We start from the raw sequence: 19010 nt of genomic DNA, 5'->3' as shown, positions 1-19010 counted from the left end.
GGCGGTGAAACCGAATCCTCCGGCCGGCACCGCGGCCCGTTCCGGCGGCGTCCGCCCCTTCGGCGCCGACGACGCCCCGGCCGTGGCGGCCCTGTTCCTGAGGACCTTCCGCAAGTCGGCGACCCAGCCCTCCCGCGACCTCGTGGCCTGCTTCCGGGAGCATTTCCTGGCGCCGCGCCGCGCCGACGAGCCGAGCGCCTCGCGCGTCTTCGTCGACGACGCCGGCTCGGTCTCGGGCTTCGTGGGCGTGCTGCCCGCCCGCTTCCTCATCGACGGCCGCCCCGTCGAGGTCTCGGTGGCCGGCACGCTGATGGTGGACCGCCCGGAGGAGAACCCGCTCGCCGGCGCGCGCCTAGTGCGTGCCGTCTCCGGCCCCGACACCGAGCTGACCCTGAGCGAGACCGCGAACCCCATTTCCGAGCGCCTCTGGGCCCGCATCGGCGGCCGCGCCATCCCTGGCTACAGCCTCGACTTCCTGACCGTCCTCCGCCCGGCGGGACTGGCCGTCGCGCTCGCCGGGCGCGCTCTGCCGCTCGCCCGGGCCGCGGCCCTGCCCGCCCGCGCGCTCGATCGCTTCGCGGCGCGCCTCGTGGACGACGGGCTCGCGCCGGACCCCCACGGCTCCGACGTCGACGTCGGCCCTGCGGAGGCGGCCGCCCACGTCTTCGCCCTCTCCGCCTCGCGCCGCTTCCGTCCGGACTGGACCGTCGAGGAGATCCTGCATCGCCTGCAGGAGGCGCGCACCAAGGCGCTCTTCGGCGACTTCGTGGTCCGGCTGGTCCGCGACCGCCGCGGCGCGCCGGTCGGTCTCTTCCTCTACCACGTGCGCCGGGACGGCATCGCGCAGGTGCTCAACATCCTGGCCCATCCCGGCCGGGAGGCGGACGTCGTCGCCCGCCTCGTCGCCGACGCCCGCGCGCGCGGCGCCGTCGGCATCAAGGGACGGGCCGAGCCGGCCTTCACCCACGCCCTGGCCGCCCGCCGGACCGTGTTCCTTCATCGCGCCTCGCTGCTCGTCCACGCCGCCGACGCGACGCTGTTCGAGCCGCTCGCCGCCGGGGACGCCCTGGCCACCGGGCTCGCCGTGGAGAACTGGATCCGGCTCATCGGCAACGCCCTTATCTGATCCAGCGCCCCGCGCGCAGTCAAATTGAGATTCGTTAACGTTACCCAAGAAATGCCATCGTAGTAAGCCGTAAAGAAAAAATATAGCTTGAATCCATCAGCAATGCGTATTGAAGCTTTCCACTGCTGAAATTACGGAACCTGATTTAGAAGCTACTCATAGTGCTGAGTTATCCTTGCGGCATAAAGAGATTGGGGATCGGACGAATGTGCGGAATCGCCGGCTTTTTCGGTAACGTGGCGCCGGCGGCGGCCGAAGTCGCTCTCCTGGAGAGGATGATCGCAGCGATCGGCCACCGTGGGCCGGACCGCAGCGGCATCCTCGTCGAGCCGGGCTTCGGCTTCGCCCACGCGCGGCTCGCCATCATCGGCCTCGCCACGGGCGCCCAGCCGATGACCACGCCGGACGGCAGCGTCGCAGTGACCTTCAACGGCGAGATCTTCAACTACATCGAGCTCAAGGCCGAGCTCGCCGCCCGCGGCCACCGCTTTCGGACCGACAGCGACACCGAGGTCATCCTGGAGGCCTACCGCGCCTGGGGCCCGGACTGCGTCACCCGCTTCAACGGCGACTTCGCCTTCGCGCTCCATGACGCCGCCCGGCGCCGGCTGCTCGTGGCCCGCGACCGCATGGGGGTGCGGCCCCTGTTCCACGCGACCCGCGGCGGCTGCCTCTACTTCGCCTCCGAGGTGAAGGCCCTCCTCGAAGTGCCCGGCATCGAGGCCGAACTCGACCCCGTCGCGCTCGACCAGATCTTCACGCTCTGGTTCCCGCTCGCCCCGCGCACCCCCTTCAAGGGCATCGAGGAACTGCCGCCCGGCCACATGATCCTGGCCGAGCCGGGCCGGACGGTGGTGCGCCCCTACTGGTCCCTCGACTATCCCGACCTCGGCGACGCCGTCGACACGCGCCCTGAGGCCGCGATCCGCGACGAGCTGCGGGCCCTGCTCCTCGACGCGACCCGCATCAGGCTGCGCTCCGACGTGCCGGTCGGCGCCTACCTGTCCGGAGGCCTCGACTCCTCGATCGTGACCGCCGCCGTCAAGGCCATCCGCCCCGACCGCCTGAAGACCTTCTCGGTCACCTTCGAGACCGACGAGTTCGACGAGGCCCCCTTCCAGGCCGCCATGGTCGAGGCGCTCGGCACCGAGCACCTGTCGGTGCGCTGCACCGCCGGCGACATCGGACGGGACTTCCCCGACGTGATCCGCGCCACCGAGCGCCCGATCCTGCGCACCGCCCCTGCCCCCCTCCACCGCCTCTCCGGCCTCGTCCACCAGGAAGGCTACAAGGTCGTCTTGACCGGCGAGGGCGCCGACGAGGTCTTCGCCGGCTACGACATCTTCAAGGAGGCCAAGATCCGCCGCTTCATCGCGGCCGACCCCGCCTCCGCGATGCGCCCCCGCCTCCTGCGCCGGCTCTACCCCTACCTCCCGCGCCTGCAGGGCCAGTCGCAGAAGTATCTCGAGGCCTTCTTCGGCGTGCGCGCCGACGAGGCCGCGGACCCGCTCTTCTCGCACCTTCCGCGCTTCCGCAGCACGGCTGCCGCCAAGGTATTCTTCTCCGCCGAGATGAAGGCCGCGACCGCGGGCTACGACGCCCTCGACGACCTGCGCGCCCGCCTGCCCGAGCGCTTCCACCGCTGGCACCCGCTGTCGCAGGCCCAGTATCTCGAATGCGCCCACCTGCTGCCCGGCTACATCCTGTCGAGCCAGGGCGACCGGGTCGCGATGGCGCACGCCGTGGAGGGACGCTTCCCCTTCTTGGACCACCGCGTCGTCGAGTTCGCCGGCCGCATCCCGCCGCGGCTGAAGCTGCGCACGCTGCGCGAGAAACACATCCTGCGCGAGGCCTTCGCGGACCTCCTGCCGCCGGTGATCGGCACGCGCCCCAAGCAGCCCTACCGCGCCCCCGACAGCCCCGCCTTCCTGGGCGCGCAGGCGCCGGACTGGGTCGCCGAGCGCCTCTCCCCCGCCGCGCTCGCCGACACGGGCGTCTTCGACCCGCGCGCCGTCGCCCGGCTCGTCGCCAAGTGCGCCTCCGGCCGCCCGGTCGGCTTCAAGGACAACACCGCCCTCGTCGGCATCGTCTCGACCGAACTCTGGCACCGGCTCTTCGCGCCGGCGCGCAGCCACCTTCCCCTTTCCCTGACCGCCTGAAAGGCCCTGCCATGACGGACAGCATCGAAGCCCGCATCCGCCGCTTCATCGAGGACAACTTCCTCTTCGCCGACGACCTGGAGAACTTCCCCGCCGAGTCCTCACTCCTGGAGGCCGGCGTCATCGATTCCACCGGCGTTCTCGAGCTGGTCGGCTTCCTGGAGACCGACCTCGGCGTGCCGGTGGCCGATGCCGACATCGTCCCCGAGAACCTCGACTCCATCGCCGCCATCGCGGCCTTCGTCGAGCGCAAGCGCGGCCTCGCCGCCGCAGCCTGAACGGCCCGACCCGGAATCCCTGCGCGAGGAGGCCCCATGCGCGTCGAAGACTTCCTGCGGGCGAGCGCCCGCCGTTTCCCGGAAAAGACCGCGCTGGTGGCCGGCGCGCGCCGCCTCTCCTTCGCCGAGCTCGACGCCCTCAGCGACAACCTCGCCCGCGCCCTGGCGGCGCGCGGCGTCGAGCGGGGCGACCGCGTCGTCCTCTTCATGGACAACGCCGCCGAGACCGTGATCTCGGTCTTCGGCGCCCTCAAGGCTGGTGCCGTGTTCAGCCCGGTCAACCCGTCGACCAAGGCCGACAAGCTCGCCTGGATCCTCAACAATTGCCGCGCCCGCGCGCTCCTGACCCAGGCCCGCACCGCCGAGGTCGCGGCCGCCGCCCGCGCCGAGGCGCCCTCCGTGAGCCTCGCCGCGGTCGCGGGCGCCAAGGCCCTGCCGTCCGGCTTCGTCGCCTACGAGGAGCTGGAGGCCGCGGGCCCCGGGCCCGCGCCGGTTCCCGGCATCGAGCTCGACCTCGCCATGCTGGTCTACACCTCGGGGTCCACGGGCTTCCCGAAGGGCGTGATGATGACGCACCAGAACGTCGTCGCCGCCGCCACCTCGATCACCACCTACCTGGAGAACACCGCCGAGGACGTCATCCTGAACGTCCTGCCGGTCTCCTTCGACTACGGCCTCTACCAGGTCCTGATGGCCGCCAAGGTCGGGGCGACGCTCGTGCTCGAGAAGTCCTTCACGTTCCCGGCCGCGATCTTCAAGCGGATCCGCGAGGAACGCGTCACCGGGCTGCCGCTGGTGCCCACCATGGCGGCGCTCATCCTGCAGATGAAGGACATCCGGCCCGGCGACTATCCGACCCTGCGCTACCTGACCAACACCGCCGCCGCCCTGCCGCCGGCCCATATCGCCCGGCTCCGGGCCATCTTCCCCGGCACGACCGTCTATTCGATGTACGGCCTGACCGAGTGCAAGCGCTGCACCTGGCTGCCGCCGGCCGAACTCGACAGCCGCCCCGGCTCGGTCGGCATCGCCATCCCCGGCACGGAGGCCTACGTGGTCGACGAGGACGGCCGGCGCCTGCCGCCCGGCGAGGTCGGCGAACTCGTCATCCGCGGGCCCCACGTGATGAAGGGATACTGGGAGAACGAGGCCGCCACCGCCAAGGCGCTGCGCCCGGGGCCGTTCCCCTGGGAGAAGGTCCTCTACACCGGCGACCTCTTCCGCACCGACCAGGACGGCTTCCTCTACTTCGTCGGCCGCAAGGACGACATCATCAAGACCAAGGGCGAAAAGGTCGCCCCCAAGGAGGTCGAGACGGTCATCTACCAGCTCGGCGGCGTCCGCGAGACGGCGGTGATCGGCGTGCCGGACCCGATCCTCGGGGCGGCCATCAAGGCCGTCGTGGCGCTCGAGCCGGGCTCCAACCTGACCGAGACCGAGGTGATCCGGCACTGCGCCCGCCACCTCGAGGATTTCATGGTGCCGAAGTACGTCCAGTTCCGAGACGACCTGCCCAAGACCGACACGGGCAAGATCAGCCGGCGCCTCGTCGCCGAACAGGACGCGATGATTCCGCGGGAGGCGGCCGAGTGATGAACGAGATGACCAGTCCCGAGATGCTCGCCCGGACGGCCCAGCCCGTCGGCCCCTTCACGGCCGACCGCCTGCGCCTGGACCCGGAAGCGGAGGTCGCCCGCATCGTCGCCGCCGTCCGCCGCCAGGTGGGCCAGCTCAAGCGCCGCGGCGCCGTGCTCGGCCTGTCCGGCGGCATCGATTCCTCCGTCACCGTCGCCCTCATGGCCCGCGCCTTCGGGCCGGAGCGCGTGCTCGGCATTTTCATGCCCGAGCGCGATTCCGAGGACGAGAGCCTGACGCTCGGCCGCCGCGTGGCCGAGACCTTCGGGGTGCCGACCGTGCTGGAGGACATCGGCCCCGCCCTCGCCGCGCTCGGCTGCTACCGGCGCCGCGACGAGGCCATCCGCCGCCTCGTCCCCGACTACGGCGACGGTTGGGCCTGCAAGGTCGTCATCCGCAACGAGGGCTTCAACGTATCCTACCTGGTCGTCCAGTCGCCCGACGGCGTCCAGCAGACGCTCCGCATGCCGGTCGACGTCTACCTGGCGGTGGTGGCCGCCACCAACATGAAACAGCGCACCCGCAAGCTGATCGAGTACACACATGCCGACCGGCTGAACTTCGTCGTCGCCGGCACGCCCAACCGGCTCGAATACGACCAGGGCTTCTTCGTCAAGAACGGCGACGGTGCGGCCGACATCAAGCCGATCGCGCATCTCTACAAGTCGCAGGTCTACGACCTTGCCGCCCATCTCGGCGTGCCCGAGGACATTCGCCGCCGGCCGCCGACGACCGACACCTGGTCGCTGGCCCAGACCCAGGAGGAGTTCTACTTCTCGGTCTCCTGGCGCCTGATGGACATCTGCATGCTCGGTCTCGACGAGGGCGCCCCCGCCGAGGCCGTGGCCGAGGCCGCCGGCCTCACCCGCGAGCAGGTCCTGCACGTCTGGAAGGACATCGAGACGAAGCGACGCACGACCCGCTACCTGCACGAGGCCCCGCTGCTGGTCGCGTGAGGGCCGCGAAGCCGCTCGATCCGCACCGCCCGTCCGGCCCCGTCCGGGCGGGCTTTCCTTTGCGCATCCGCGGCGGCCCGGCGGGGGCCGGCCCGTTCCGAACAAGCCGGAAGGCGCCCCTCCGCCCGGCCCTCGAGCACCCAGGAAAAGCGGAGATCCCGGAGCGTACGCATCTCCATGTGAGACACTTGCGAAGACCGCGGCTGAAGTATTCATAATTTCTAAAGGATTGATCCGGTCCAGCCTGAGCCAGATCGCTCTGTGAATCCGCGCGGGCCGGCGCGATTGTCCGGACCTCACTTGTACAAACCTGCAGGAACCGCCCTCGCCTACGCTCACGCCACCGTCCAAATCACATCAAAATTTCCGAATGTCTTGCATGCATAAAGATTTCATTTGCCCAAGAACAAACGTCGCGATGCAACTTGATCGGTAAAAGACAAATAGAGCGAAGGTACGGAGCAAGCGAACCGCAGTGATGGCGCGGACAGGCCATACGTATGTTATGCAATGTGGCGATTTTTACATTCCAAATTGCAAGCGTGTGGCGTAAATATTACCCCTGTTGGGCGGCCGGCACCCCGGGAGGGGACGAATTGCTGGACATTGCACATAGGGGAAGCGTCATGGCGACAACACCGACTTCAGGCGACGACACAATCACCGGAACGGCCGGCTTCGACTCCATCAACGCAGGCGCGGGCAGCGACACCGTCTACGCGGGAGACGGCAACGACAAGGTCGCCGGCGGTGACGGCGCAGATCTGCTCTACGGTGACAACGGCAACGACAAGCTCTGGGGCGATGCCGGGAACGACACCCTCGTCGGCGGCGCCGGCAACGACACGATGCTTGGCGGCTCGGGTTACGACACGTTCCAGTACAACTTCGCGGTGACGGAATCGCACACCGAGGAGTTCCACGCCTGGGCTCTCGCCCATGGCTACACGCAGCTGCCGAACGGCACGGACCCCTTGATCGACAGCACGGGCGAGGTCGCCGACGGCACTGCTGTTGGGCAATTCGATCACGCCTACGAGGATTGGCTCACCTATATCGTGGCCAAGTACGGCCTCGGCCAGGACCTCGACAACAGCGGCAGCGTCAATGTCTCCATCGACGTGGATAACCCGTACCGGCTACCCAAGATCGAGGGCATGACGGACGACCAGATCGCTGCTCTCTTCAGCGACTTCGACACCTTCAAGACGGGCGTGAGCGCGAACGCCAAGACCTGGAACTACGCCGACGATTTCGGCTCCGACAGCTTCGCCGTGACGGCTAGCGAAGGGAGCGATCAGATCTTCGACCAGTGGATCCGCTCGCCCGAGGGCGGCATCGGCGCGGGGGACAAGTTCCGCTTCGTCGGGATGACCTCCACCCAATGGGACGGTTTGCTGGCGAATGGCCTGATCACCGGCACCGCCGGCGATTTCAACGCGGACGGCCGGGCTGACTTCAAGGTGACCATCAGCGGCACCTCGATCATGATCGCCGGCACCGACAACTTCCACTTCGACAGCCTGACCCAGCTCAAGGGCTACATCGTCTTCGACGACGCGATCGTCTGAAGGCAGGACGTCCCGAGCCCGGAAGGGCTCCGGGATGCCCAACTGGGGAAGGTCCCGCAGGGGGCCTTCCCCATTTTCTTGGCCGCTTCACAGATCGAAGGTGATCAGATCCTTGACTTCCGTCAGGCTGGTGAAGTGGAACTTCTCCGTCCCGGCGATGACGATCGATCCGCCGGCCCACGAGATCTTGAAATCCGCGATCGCGTCGCGCGGATCGTAGGCACCCACCGATCCGGTGATGTCGCCGCTCGCCACCATCGTGTCCCACTGGGCGGCCGTCATGCCGTGAAACACCAGCTTGTTGGCGGCCGTTCCCTCGGCGGTCTGGCCCCAGCTGTCGTAGATGATGTCGTTGCCGTCGGAGGCGGCGATCTTGGTGCTGTCGGCCCCGAAGGTCCCGAGATACTGCCAGGTCTTGTTGCCGTTCCTGAAATCGTCGATGTCCGTGAAGAGCTTGGCCATGTCGGCCTCGCTCAGCCCCTCGATCAGCGGCATGCGCTCGCCCGTGCCGGGCGCCACCGATCCGTCGATGTCGAGCCGGACCCCGACCTTGCCGTCGCCGTCCAGGTCCTTGCCGAGATGGTAGGTCTCGACCAGGTACGAGAGCCAGGCCTTGTAGGCGAGGTCGAACTGCCCGGGCGCCGTGCCGTCGGCCACGTCGCCGGTGGAATCGAACGTCACCCGCGAACTTGTAAAGCCCGGCCAATGGGACGCCCAGGTTGTGAAGTCCTCGGCCTCCGTCTGCTGGACCGTGAAATTGAAGACGTAGGTGTCGACGCCCGCAAGCCCCACCAGCGTATCGTTGCCGCCATTGCCGATGATGGTGTCGCTGTCGTTCGTTCCGCGCAGCTGGGTACTCGCATCCGTGCCAATGATCGTACTCATGTTACTCTCCGAACTCGATACAAAACTGGTCCATGGCGAAAGCCCGCCATGAACGCTCAATCGGCCGCGCAACGTAACGATTGGTAAACCATTTTGCGAAGGCAGGGAAGGTTTGACGGACCCGAATAGGGATCAGGTCGGTCAATTCACTCCAATATGATTGACGAGGATGGGGATCCTGAAGAAAACCTGTCAAGATTCGGAGTAGTACGCTCGATTTAAACGTAAAAAATCGACCGGGATTCCGCCTTGCATACAACGTATTTGATCCTGCTCCCGGGCCGGGGACGCAGATCTTGCCAGTATCCGCCGGCGACCTGCCGAGATCGGCCGAGCGGTCTGGAAGAAAGACGCCGTCGGAGACTGGCGGGCCGGCTTCGCACCGTCTCCTGCACCGCGGCTACGGCCGGCCCGGATAAGCCATCATCTTCGGCCGGGCTGAAAGAGTTCGATCGGATTGCCGAACGGGTCGTCGAGCAGGATCTGCGAGCCCCCGACCCCGCTCAGGATCTCGTTGCGGAACGGCAGGCCCGCGGCCCTGAGCTGCTGCACCGTCTCGGCGATGTCGTCCACCTCGATCAGGATGCGGTTCCACCCGCCCGCGACCGGCTTGCGCCCGTCCGGCATGGGCCGGGCTCCCGAACTGGCCGGCCCGCTGAGCAGGAGCCGCAAGGCGCCACGCGTGACCGACGCGAAGGCCGGCCGCGCGTCCTCATGGAGCGAAAAGCCGAGGTGCTCGGTATAGAAGGCGACCGCGGCGCCGACGTCCTCGACGATGTAGCGGATGCTGACGAATCCCTCACCCATGCTGTCCTCCCCGTCTCCGCCACCCGAACGCCGGAGGGCGCTCCGATGTGCCGTCCCGCGGCCGAGCAGCGACGCCGCCCCCCGCGGGAGCCAGGGTACCCCGAATTCCGGGGCCAGCCTCAGGCCGCCCGCAACGTCTCCAGCACGGCGGCTACCTGGGCCTTCAGGCGGTCGCCCTGCAGGGCGAGGTCCTGAGCGGCGGCCTGGACCGTGGCACTCGCATTGCGCGAACGCGTCGCAGACCCCTGGACCGTCTCGATGCTGGCCGCCACCAGTTCCGACCCGCGGGCCGCCTCCTGGACGTTCCGCGCGATCTCGGTTGTCACCGAGGATTGTTGGTCCAGGGCCTCCGAGATGAGGGCGGCATTCCGGCTGAGATCACGGATGACGGCCGTGATCTGGGCGATGGAGGCGGTCGATTCGGCCGTCGAGGCCTGGATTCCCGAGACCTGTGCCGCGATCTCACCGGTCGCCCGGGCGGTCTGCTCGGCCAGGTTCTTGACCTCGTTCGCCACGACCGCGAAGCCGCGGCCGGCGTCGCCCGCCCGGGCGGCCTCGATGGTCGCGTTGAGCGCGAGCAGGTTCGTCTGGGAGGCGATGCTGGCAATGAGGTCGACCACCGCCCCGATCCTGTCGGCCGCCGAAGACAGGCGCTCGACCTTCTCCGAGGTCGCGGTCGCGCTCTGTTCCGCCTCCCGGGCGCTGCGGGCCGAATGGGCGACCCGATGGCCGATGTCGGCCACGGAGGCGCTCATCTCCTCCGTCGCCGAGGCGACCGTCTGGACGTTGCTCGACGCCTCCTCGGACGCCCCCGCGACGGTCACCAACTGGGCCGCCGTGGCATCGGCGCCGTTCAGCATCTCGCGGGACTGGGCGGCCAGGGCGTCGGCGGCGGCCGAGATCGACTGGACGATGCCGCCGACCGCTCCCTCGAACCGGTCGGCCATCTCGGCCATGACGCGCGCCCGTTCCGTCGCGCGGCGACGGTCCGATTGGGCCTGCTCGGCCTTCAGCGCCTCCGCGTCCCGCAGCGAGGCCAGGAAATGAGCGGTCGTCCGCCACAGGTCGCCGATTTCGTCATGGCCTTGCGCGGTGGGCACCGCCACCGACAGGTCGCCACTCTCCATTTTTTGCAAAGTCCGGGTCACGCCCCTCAGCGGACGCACCACCATGAAGGTGCCGACGTAGATCGCCACCACGAGACCGATACCGAGAGCCGCCAGCGCGGCGATCGCCAACAGCGCGACGGATTGCTGGTGAAACGACTCCTTGTCCGCCCGCAGCGGATCGAGCCGGGACCGGATCGCCGCGACGTGATCGGTCAGGCTCTTCTGCAGGGCCAACCGATTGGCCCGCACGACCGGTTCCTTGAGCTTGTCCATGGCCGCTTCCCGCCCCTCGCGGGCGCCGAGATCCGCCAGTTTGAGCCGCAGCCGCCCGAGGTCCCCGGCCTTTCGGGCGAGGTCCTCGAAATCCGCACGGCCCTCCTCCGGCACGATGGCCCGCCATTCCGCCACGATCGCGTCGAGGCCGTCCACCGACGCCCGGATCTCCTTGAGATAGTCGTCCATCTCGGCCTTGTTCCGGGCCGAGGTGATCCCGCGGTTGCCGGCCGTGATCGACGCGACCGCCCCGTTCATCTTCTCGGCGACGAGCGCCTGCTGTGCAAAGGAGTCCAGCCGGTCGAGATACGCATCGGCGACCCGGAGCGACCAAACGCCGAGCCCCGTTGAGAAGATCACCGAGCCGCCGAGAACGGTCACGATAAGTAATATTCTAGCTTGGACCCGCATGCTGCATCCCACGTCACGGAATTCGATTGTCATGACATGGGGGATAATCCGTAAAGATCATTTATACATTCATGGAGAAAGCGAATACGGTGTTGCACTGATGATAGTTGCTGCAGGTCGACACTTGCCGCAGTCCGGTCCTGCCCGGCCGGCGCGGCGCGGACTCACGTCCGCATTGACATCCGCCCGCAAACCCCCGATCTACCGCTCGTCCCTCCCCCCAAGAGCCCGAGCCATGAACGCGCCCGTCTCCGGCCTCGCCGATCCCGTGTCCCGCCGCCGCACCTTCGCGATCATCTCGCACCCGGACGCCGGCAAGACCACGCTGACCGAGAAGCTGCTCCTCTTCGGCGGCGCGATCCAGCTCGCCGGCGAGGTCAAGGCGAAGCGCAACCAGCGGCAGACGCGCTCCGACTGGATGGGCATCGAGCGCGAACGCGGCATCTCGGTCGTCACCTCGGTGATGACCTTCGAGTACGGCGGCCATGTCTTCAATCTCCTCGACACGCCCGGCCACGAGGACTTCTCCGAGGACACCTACCGCACGCTGACCGCCGTCGACGCCGCCGTCATGGTGCTCGACGCCGCCAAGGGCATCGAGGCGCGCACCCTGAAGCTGGTCGAGGTCTGCCGCCTGCGCGACATCCCGATCGTCACCTTCATCAACAAGATGGACCGCGAGACCATGGACCCCTTCGACCTTCTCGACGACATCGAGAAGACGCTGGCCATGGACACGACCGCCATGACCTGGCCGATCGGCCGCGGCCGCGCCTTCGCGGGCACCTACGACCTGACCCGCTCTGCGATCCGGCTCAAGGACGCCGAGGAGGCGATCCCGGTCAACGGGCCGCAGGACAGCCGGATCGAGGCGCTGCTGCCGGCCGCCGACTTCGAGCAGTTCGTCGGTGAGGTGGAACTGGCTGCCGGCGCGTCCAAGCCCTTTGTTCGACAGAGCTTCCTCGAGGGTCACCACACGCCGGTCTACTGGGGGTCGGCTCTGCGCGACATGGGCGTCAAGGACCTGATCGATGCGCTCGGCCAGTTCGCGCCGCCCCCGCGCGAGCAGAAGGCCGACGGCCGCACCGTCCAGGCCACCGAGGAGCGGATGACCGGCTTCGTCTTCAAGATCCAGGCGAACATGGACCCGAACCACCGCGACCGCATCGCCTTCATGCGGGTCTGCTCCGGCAAGCTCACGCGCGGCATGAAGGCCAAGCTGGTCCGGACCGGCAAGCCCATGAGCCTGCACACCCCGCAATTCTTCTTCGCCCAGGACCGCTCGATCGCCGACGAAGCCTACGCGGGCGACATCGTCGGCATCCCCAACCACGGCACGCTGCGCATCGGCGACACGCTGACCGAGGGCGAGGATCTCGTCTTCCGCGGCGTGCCCAGCTTCGCCCCGGAGATCCTGCGCCGCGTCCGAGCGGCCGACGCCATGAAGGCCAAGAAGCTGAAGGAGGCCCTGCAGCAGATGGCCGAGGAGGGCGTCGTGCAGGTGTTCCTGCCCTACGACGGATCCCAGGCGATCGTCGGCGTGGTCGGATCCCTTCAGCTCGACGTGCTGGCCGAGCGGCTGAAGAACGAATACGGCCTGGAGATCAGCTTCGAGACGACGCGCTTCACAATCTGCCGCTGGGTCTCGACCGGCGAGACGACCAAGCTCGAGGAATTCGCCCGCCGCGACACCTCCGCGATGGCCCGCGATCTCGACGGCGACCCGGTCTACATGGCGACCTCGCCCTACTCGCTGCGCTACGAGGAGGACCGCTGGCCCATGCTGAAGTTCACGGACGTCAAGGACTACCAGAAGGTCAAGGCCGCCTGAGGCGGACGGCCCCCGACCCGGCCGCTCAGGAGGCGGCGCGGGTGGTGTCGGCGACCACGGCGGGCGCCTCGGCGGGCGTTTCCGCCGGCGCGGCCAGCGGCGTGGCGGCCGGACGGTCGAAGCCGATCCGGTGGCCGATCACGTAGGTCCGCAGGTCGCCGCCCGGCGAGGACAGGCGCGCCACGTGGAAGCCGGCGAAGCCCAGGACCGTCATCGCGATCCCGAGCACCCCAGTCTGCGCCAGCATCGCCGCCTGCAGCCCGCCGCTCGGCCCGTTGCCGAAACCCGCGGCCACCAGGCCGAGCCCGGAGGCGAGCGACAGCGCCATCACGGCGAGGCCGACGCCGAGCGCGAAGCGCAGCGGCTCCGCGGACTCCGGGAAGGGCCCCGCGTCGCCGCCCGCCAGCGGGTTGGAGCGCGGCCGGCCACGACGCAGGCGCTCCGACGGCGCGGCGATCGGGACGACGGCCTGCGGCACGCCCTCCACCCAGGCGGCGTCCCGATGGGCTGCCGGCAGAGCGCGCCAGACGTCGAAAATGCGGCGGTCGACGAGGCGGACCTCGGACCGCGGGGCCAGCGGCAGCCGCCCGAGCAGCCGGCGCCAGCCGGTCGCCGGGCGGGTGACCGCCACGATGCCGTGGCCCTCCCGCCAGCGCTCCGCCAACGCGAGGATCACGTCCGGCTCCTCGTCGAGACCCTTCTCGAGGATGATCATTGCCGCACCCGACGCCGCCTCGAGCCCTGCCGTGACGGACGCCTTGCGGCCGTAGGGGCGGTCGAGCCGGACGTAGCGCAGGCGCGGGTCCGCGCTCACGCGCGCCGCGAGCACGATCGGCGTGGAATCCCGGCTGCCGTCGTCGACGAAGACGACCTCCGCCGGGCCGTCGAGCCGGTCCATGATGCGCTCGAGACGGCCGAGAATCTGCGGCAGCGCGGCCTCGTCGTCCCGGACGGGCACGATCAGGCTGTACAGGTAGGCAGTGCCGGCGCTCGTCACGGTCTCGACCCTCCGATGAGGGATCGAGCCTACGGTCCGGGATCTTAAGGATCGGCTACGCGGATCCGTAAAATGCGACGGACTTTCAGTCCCCGGCCGCCCCTCTCCGCCGCTGCTTCAGGATCCGGCGGAACTCGTCGCGCTTGTCGTGGATCGAGGCGATCACCGGCCCCATCGGCACGCCGAGGCCGACCAGCGTCGCCTCGGAGAGCTGCAGGCTCGCCTCAATCGTCTCCGGCACCGCGTCCGCCACCCCCATGCCGTAGAGCCTGGTCGCATGCGCCGCGTCGCGCGCGCGGGCCACGATCACCACGTCCCCCCGGATGGCGCGGACCGCCTCCACCACGCGGTCGACCAGCGTCGGGTTGTTGATGGTGATGACCACCGCGTCAGCCGTGTCGATCCCGCAGCTCTTCAGGAACATCGCGTTGGTGACGTCGCCGAAATAGACTGGCCAGCCCTTGCGGCGGCCGAGCGTGACCGTGGTCGGGTCGCGGTCGATGGCGATGAAGGGCTGCCTGTGATGCTTCAGCATGGTGGAGACGACTTCGCCGACCCGGCCGAAGCCCACCACGATGGTCCGGTGGCCCTGGCTCTCCGGCGGCGCCACCAGCGTCTCCGGGTCCACCGGCCCGGCCGTCTCGAAATGCCTCGCCAGGCTGCGCCCGAGATCGCCCACGAAGGGCAGCACCGCCATGGTGAGCGAGACCACCGCCAGCGCCACCCCGTTCGTCTCCGCGTCCACGATCCCGTAGGCGGTCGCCAGCCCGACCACGATGAAGGCGAACTCGCCACCCGGGCCGATGAGCGCCGCCGCCTCGATCGAGACCGGCCAGGAGAGGCCGAACAGCCGGCCGAGCAGGAGCACGATTAGCCCCTTGACGGCGACTAGCGCGAGCGCGAGGCCGACAAGCAGGAGCGGGTTGGCGATCAGCCGGCCGATGTCGATCGACATCCCCACGGAAAAGAAGAAGACGCCGAGCAGGAGACCCTTGAAGGGCTCGATGGTCGCCTCTACGGCGCGCCGATACTCGGTCTCGGCGATCAGCAGCCCGGCCACGAAGGCGCCGAGCGCCATCGAGAGACCGGCGGCCGCGCTCGCCACCCCGGTGCCGACCACGACCAGCAGGGTCGCGGCGACGAAGAGTTCCGGGTTGTCGGTCTCCGCCACGATGCGGAAGAGCGGCGCCAGCGCCAGCTTGCCGACCGCCACGATGACCGCGATCGCCACCACGGCCTGGACGAGCGCCATCGACAGCCCGCCCAGGAACGAACCGTCCGTCCGCGTCCCGAAGGTGTTGACGAGGAACAGCAGCGGCACGACCGCGAGGTCCTGGAAGAGCAGGACCGAAAAGGTCACCCGGCCGGTGGTCGAAGTCAGCCGCTTCCGGCGCGCCAGGAGTTCGACCACGATCGCCGTGGAGGAGAGCGACAGGCAGGCCCCGATCAGCAGCGAGGCCTCCGCCGACAGCCCGAGGCGCGACAGGAGCCCGCCGAGCACGATCGCGGTGATGACCACCTGCAGCCCGCCGAGCCCGAAGACGAGCCGCCGCATGGTCGACAGGCGGCCGAGCGACAGCTCCAGACCGATCATGAAGAGCAGGAACACGATGCCGAGCTCGGCGATCCCGACGATCTCCTCGGTCTGCTCGATCGTGACCCAGGAGAGGCCCGGCACCCTGTCGGCGAACTGGCCGAGGCCGCGCGGTCCCAGGATGGCGCCGGCCGCCAGGAAGCCCAGGATGGGGGTGACCTTCAGCCGGTGCATCAGCGGTACGACGATCCCGGCGGTGCCGAGGACGAGCAGCGCGTCCTTGAACGCCCCGGGATCAACGCCACCCGCCATCCGATTCTCTCCAGACCATCGTCCTGCCCAGTGTGCGGCAGGTCTCCACGGTCTGGAAAGGCCCGCGGGTTCATGGTGTTAGGAAAGGAGATCTGCCGCTGCGGCAGGCCGGCGAAGAAAGCGGGCCCCCGATGGGGGCCCGAAGCGGCATGCAGGCGGAGGAAACCGTCCGGTCAGGTCTTGACCGTCCGATCAAAGACTACACAAGCTTTCGCTTGAATACAAGAATTTTTGATGCCTCGGACGGGATCGGCGCGCTGCATGCCGGGGCCGCCGGCCCTGCGCTGCGCTCCGGCCGGGAACGGGCGGGAGAGGGTGCGCCCGGGTCCCGGAGGTGGGTGCCACGTCCATCTCGGCTGTGTCGCCTTCGCGACGGTTGCGGCTCGACGCCCAACGCGAGGATTGCCGTGGCGGTCGGGCGCAGGGCCGTTCCCCGGCCGGACCGTCCGCCGCGATACATAGCCGAACGTAGGATTCCCGGGCCCCGGCAAGTCGGGAATGATGCGCGCGAGCGGTGCCCAGATGCGGCGGCCACCCCCGGGATTCGTGATGACACCTGCCGACAACAACGCATTCAGACCGCCGGCCGGCCCGGGCCCCTACTTCGGGCCCGAGGGCTCGCGCCTCGCCGCCCGGCTGCGGATCGCGGCACTGCTGCTCGCCCCCGTGCTCGGCTCTCTGTTCCTGGCGATCCTGTTCGGCCACCTGCTCGTGCCCGACCGCGGCCCGGAGGCGCAGCGCCCCGAGGCCGTCGGGACCGTTGCGCCGCGGCGCTGAAGGCCAGGCCCGGGGCTCAGGCGCCGCCGATCCCTTTCGTGACCCGCCCCGTTCCCCCGCAGGTCCGGCAGGGCCCGTCGGCCCGCATCCCCGTGCCCCGGCAATCCGGGCAGAGGGTCTCGCCGGTGCCCGGCGTCCCCGGAGGCGCCTCGTCGCCGGGGTTCGTCGCCGGTCCCGGGGTCTGGTCACGCGTCTCGCCCGTCATGCGCCGCCTCCCGTTGCCGTCGGAGCACCCGCCCCTCGGCCCGTCGCCCTGCCGCTAGCGCGGCAGCCTCTGCCGGATGTCGCCGACCGACGCCCAGGGGTCGCCCAGGCCTTGGAGCCGTATCGGCACGGTTTCGATCGTGAAGCACGCCGGGTCGAGCCCCGGCGTCACCTCGCTCCAGTCGAGCGGCGTCGACACGGTCGCCTTGGGGCGAGCCCGTGTCGAATAGGGTGCGATCGCGGTCGAGGTCGGATCGTTCCGGAGGTAGTCGATGAGGATGCGCCCGACGCGCTCGGCCTTGGAGATCCGCGTCAGGTAGCGCTCGGGCATCTCGCGGGCGGCCTGCTCGGAAACCGCCTTGGCGAAGGCCTTCACCTCCGGATAGTCGTGCCGCCGCTCGATCGGCACCACGAGGTGCAGTCCCTTGCCCCCCGATGTCTTGCACACCCCGACGAGCCCCAGCCTCCCGAGCCGCGCCCGCATGTCGAGCGCCGCCGCCACCACGTCGGCGAACGTCACCCCCTCACCCGGATCGAAGTCGAAGACGACCCGGTCGGGCCGGTCCGGCCGGTCGCGCCGGGCCCCCCAAGGATGGATCTCCAGGACGCCCATCTGCACGAGCGCGAAGAGACCCGCCGCGTCGCGGAGATAGAGGTAGGGCTCCTCGAACCCCGGGACCACCACCTGGCCGAGGCTGTCGGAAACGCCCGAACCGGCGTGGCGCTGGTAGAAGCAGGTCTTTTCCTGTCCGGCGGGGCAGCGCACCAGCGTGATCGGCCGGTCGGCTACATGGGGCAGCATCGCGGGCGCGACGGCGCGGTAGTATTCCGCGAGCGCGAGTTTGGTGACGCCCTGTTCGGGATAGAGCACCTTGTCAGGGCTCGTCAGACGGACGCCCTCGAAGTCGATCGCCGTCCCGCTCATCCCGCCCCTCCCGTGACCCCTGCCAGCACCTCGGCCGGCATCGGCTCGCGGCCGATCTGGTCGAAGCCGCAATCGCGTGGCGCCTTGTCGGGCCGGAACCGGAGGAGCCGCGTCCCGTGCCGGAACCGGCCGGCGGTCACGTGGTCGTAGCGGACCTCCACCACGATCTCCGGCCTCAGCGGCTCCCAGCGCGTGTCCTTGCCGACGTTCCAGCGGCTCGGTCCTCCGGGCGCGCGCCCGTCGAAGCCGGGCGGCCCGACCAGCGCCTCCAGCCGCGCCGTCAGCGCCGGCTTGTCCTTGTCGAGGATGCCGGAGGTGAAGCCGACGTGGTCGAGCCGGCCCTCGGCGTCATAGAGGCCGAGGAGCAGCGAGCCGACCTGCCGGGTTCCCGCCTCGTAGCGGAAGCCGCCCACCACGCAGTCGGCGCTCCGGTGCCGCTTGACCTTGACCATCGCCCGCTCGCCGGGCCGGTAGGGTTCGTCGAGCCGCTTGGCCACCACGCCGTCCAGCGCCCCGCCCACCCCGGCGAGCCAGCGCGCGGCGGTGGGCCGGTCCTCGGTATAGGGCGAGACCGCGAATGCCGGCTCGCCCGCGAAAGCGGCGACCAGCCGGTCGAGCGCGGCCCTCCGGCTCGTGTAGGCGTCGGCCACCGTCGGCGTCCCGTCCATCATCAGGCAGTCGAACAGCATCATCCGCGCCGGCGTCTCGCGGGAAAGCCGGGCCACCCGGCTCGCCGCCGGGTGCAGCCGCGCCTCGAGCGCCTCGAAGGAGAGCGTCTCCCCCGCCGGCACGATCAGCTCCCCGTCGAGCACGAAGCGGTCAGGCCGCACCCGCCGGCAGGCCTCGACGATTTCGGGGAAGTAGCGGCCGAGCGGCTTGCCGGACTTGCCGAGGAGTTCCACCGTGTCGCCGTCCTTGAAGGCCAGGCAGCGGAACCCGTCCCACTTCGGCTCGAAGCGCCAGCCGTCGCCCTCCGGCAGGCCGTCGACCAGCCTGGCCTCCATCGGTGCGAATTCGGCGGTGAGCAAAGTCTGCAAGGGGCGCCTCTGGCTGTCGCCGGACGGTACGCGGGCCATCCGCGCACCTCTCTTCGCACCGACAACCGCGGCCCTCCCGGCCGGTTCCGCCGGGAGCCCGACGGGGAACTTTCACAAGCCGCGCCGCTTGTTGGGAAACCCCTTCTCCGGCGCGCGCCCGTGCGCCGAGCCGAGCCAGGACCC

15 protein-coding genes are annotated in these 19010 nt (G+C 69.4%); 8 read left to right on the top strand and 7 right to left on the bottom strand.

Going from position 1 to position 19010, the window contains the following annotated elements; all coding sequences use genetic code 11:
- Positions 1-4: 4 nt before the first annotated feature.
- From WBG79_RS24775 to WBG79_RS24750, 6 genes are all read left to right on the top strand, one after another.
- Positions 5-1126 (top strand): hypothetical protein, encoded by a 1122-nt coding sequence (locus WBG79_RS24775; protein WP_337359920.1) that lies wholly within the window; start codon positions 5-7, stop codon positions 1124-1126.
- Between the two features lie 206 nt (positions 1127-1332).
- Positions 1333-3285, top strand: a complete 1953-nt coding sequence (gene asnB, locus WBG79_RS24770) for an asparagine synthase (glutamine-hydrolyzing) (protein ID WP_337359919.1) — start codon at positions 1333-1335, stop codon at positions 3283-3285.
- Between the two features lie 11 nt (positions 3286-3296).
- Complete coding sequence (locus WBG79_RS24765; RefSeq protein WP_337359918.1) at positions 3297-3563, top strand: acyl carrier protein; 267 nt, start codon at positions 3297-3299, stop codon at positions 3561-3563.
- 36 nt (positions 3564-3599) lie between these two features.
- Positions 3600-5156 (top strand): class I adenylate-forming enzyme family protein, encoded by a 1557-nt coding sequence (locus WBG79_RS24760; protein WP_337359917.1) that lies wholly within the window; start codon positions 3600-3602, stop codon positions 5154-5156.
- Positions 5157-5179: 23 nt separating this feature from the next.
- Positions 5180-6154, top strand: a complete 975-nt coding sequence (gene nadE, locus WBG79_RS24755) for an NAD(+) synthase (protein ID WP_443147515.1) — start codon at positions 5180-5182, stop codon at positions 6152-6154.
- Between the two features lie 626 nt (positions 6155-6780).
- Positions 6781-7725 carry a calcium-binding protein gene (locus WBG79_RS24750; protein ID WP_337359915.1) on the top strand — a complete coding sequence of 315 codons (945 nt, stop codon included), beginning with the start codon at positions 6781-6783 and terminating at the stop codon, positions 7723-7725.
- Between the two features lie 87 nt (positions 7726-7812).
- On the opposite strand, the gene WBG79_RS24745 is transcribed toward WBG79_RS24750, so the two are convergent.
- The 3 genes from WBG79_RS24745 to WBG79_RS24735 form a co-directional block, all read right to left on the bottom strand.
- Entirely contained in the window at positions 7813-8610 is a 798-nt protein-coding gene (locus WBG79_RS24745) for a hypothetical protein (RefSeq protein WP_337359914.1), read from the bottom strand.
- A 423-nt stretch (positions 8611-9033) separates the two neighbouring features.
- On the bottom strand, positions 9034-9417 hold the full coding sequence (locus WBG79_RS24740; RefSeq protein WP_337359913.1) for a VOC family protein: 384 nt from the start codon (positions 9415-9417) through the stop codon (positions 9034-9036).
- Positions 9418-9536: 119 nt separating this feature from the next.
- The gene (locus WBG79_RS24735) at positions 9537-11180 is read right to left on the bottom strand and encodes a methyl-accepting chemotaxis protein (RefSeq protein ID WP_337359912.1); all 1644 of its coding nucleotides are present in this window, start codon (positions 11178-11180) and stop codon (positions 9537-9539) included.
- A gap of 265 nt (positions 11181-11445) precedes the next feature.
- Between WBG79_RS24735 and WBG79_RS24730 the strand changes: the two genes are divergently transcribed.
- A complete protein-coding gene (locus tag WBG79_RS24730; protein WP_337359911.1) occupies positions 11446-13041 on the top strand; it encodes a peptide chain release factor 3 in 1596 nt (531 codons plus the stop codon).
- A gap of 25 nt (positions 13042-13066) precedes the next feature.
- Here WBG79_RS24730 and WBG79_RS24725 read toward each other — a convergent pair whose 3' ends face one another.
- Complete coding sequence (locus WBG79_RS24725; protein ID WP_337359910.1) at positions 13067-14038, bottom strand: glycosyltransferase; 972 nt, start codon at positions 14036-14038, stop codon at positions 13067-13069.
- A gap of 85 nt (positions 14039-14123) precedes the next feature.
- Positions 14124-15884 (bottom strand): cation:proton antiporter domain-containing protein, encoded by a 1761-nt coding sequence (locus WBG79_RS24720; protein ID WP_337359909.1) that lies wholly within the window; start codon positions 15882-15884, stop codon positions 14124-14126.
- Between the two features lie 549 nt (positions 15885-16433).
- Between WBG79_RS24720 and WBG79_RS24715 the strand changes: the two genes are divergently transcribed.
- A complete protein-coding gene (locus WBG79_RS24715) occupies positions 16434-16661 on the top strand; it encodes a hypothetical protein (protein WP_337359908.1) in 228 nt (75 codons plus the stop codon).
- Positions 16662-16920: 259 nt separating this feature from the next.
- Here WBG79_RS24715 and ligD read toward each other — a convergent pair whose 3' ends face one another.
- Together ligD and WBG79_RS24700 are read right to left on the bottom strand one after the other, a co-directional pair.
- The gene (gene ligD, locus WBG79_RS24705; RefSeq protein WP_337359906.1) at positions 16921-17790 is read right to left on the bottom strand and encodes a non-homologous end-joining DNA ligase; all 870 of its coding nucleotides are present in this window, start codon (positions 17788-17790) and stop codon (positions 16921-16923) included.
- Positions 17787-18866, bottom strand: a complete 1080-nt coding sequence (locus WBG79_RS24700; RefSeq protein WP_443147508.1) for an ATP-dependent DNA ligase — start codon at positions 18864-18866, stop codon at positions 17787-17789. Before WBG79_RS24700 ends, ligD begins: the two co-directional genes overlap by 4 nt.
- Positions 18867-19010 lie beyond the last annotated feature (144 nt).

Source organism: Prosthecomicrobium sp. N25 (assembly GCF_037203705.1).
Taxonomy (GTDB): Bacteria; Pseudomonadota; Alphaproteobacteria; order Rhizobiales; family Ancalomicrobiaceae; genus Prosthecodimorpha.
Note: the sequence above shows the minus strand (reverse complement) of the source record. Positions and strands in the feature narration are given on the sequence as shown.

What these genes read in the sequence shown, in the direction of transcription:
- asnB (WP_337359919.1), top strand. Translation starts at nt 1,333, where the DNA reads ATGTGCGGAATCGCCGGCTTTTTCGGTAACGTGGCGCCGGCGGCGGCC.
- WBG79_RS24765 (WP_337359918.1), top strand. Translation starts at nt 3,297, where the DNA reads ATGACGGACAGCATCGAAGCCCGCATCCGCCGCTTCATCGAGGACAAC.
- WBG79_RS24760 (WP_337359917.1), top strand. Translation starts at nt 3,600, where the DNA reads ATGCGCGTCGAAGACTTCCTGCGGGCGAGCGCCCGCCGTTTCCCGGAA.
- nadE (WP_443147515.1), top strand. Translation starts at nt 5,180, where the DNA reads ATGCTCGCCCGGACGGCCCAGCCCGTCGGCCCCTTCACGGCCGACCGC.
- WBG79_RS24750 (WP_337359915.1), top strand. Translation starts at nt 6,781, where the DNA reads ATGGCGACAACACCGACTTCAGGCGACGACACAATCACCGGAACGGCC.
- WBG79_RS24745 (WP_337359914.1), bottom strand. Translation starts at nt 8,610, where the DNA reads ATGAGTACGATCATTGGCACGGATGCGAGTACCCAGCTGCGCGGAACG.
- WBG79_RS24740 (WP_337359913.1), bottom strand. Translation starts at nt 9,417, where the DNA reads ATGGGTGAGGGATTCGTCAGCATCCGCTACATCGTCGAGGACGTCGGC.
- WBG79_RS24730 (WP_337359911.1), top strand. Translation starts at nt 11,446, where the DNA reads ATGAACGCGCCCGTCTCCGGCCTCGCCGATCCCGTGTCCCGCCGCCGC.
- WBG79_RS24720 (WP_337359909.1), bottom strand. Translation starts at nt 15,884, where the DNA reads ATGGCGGGTGGCGTTGATCCCGGGGCGTTCAAGGACGCGCTGCTCGTC.
- WBG79_RS24715 (WP_337359908.1), top strand. Translation starts at nt 16,434, where the DNA reads ATGACACCTGCCGACAACAACGCATTCAGACCGCCGGCCGGCCCGGGC.
- ligD (WP_337359906.1), bottom strand. Translation starts at nt 17,790, where the DNA reads ATGAGCGGGACGGCGATCGACTTCGAGGGCGTCCGTCTGACGAGCCCT.
- WBG79_RS24700 (WP_443147508.1), bottom strand. Translation starts at nt 18,866, where the DNA reads ATGGCCCGCGTACCGTCCGGCGACAGCCAGAGGCGCCCCTTGCAGACT.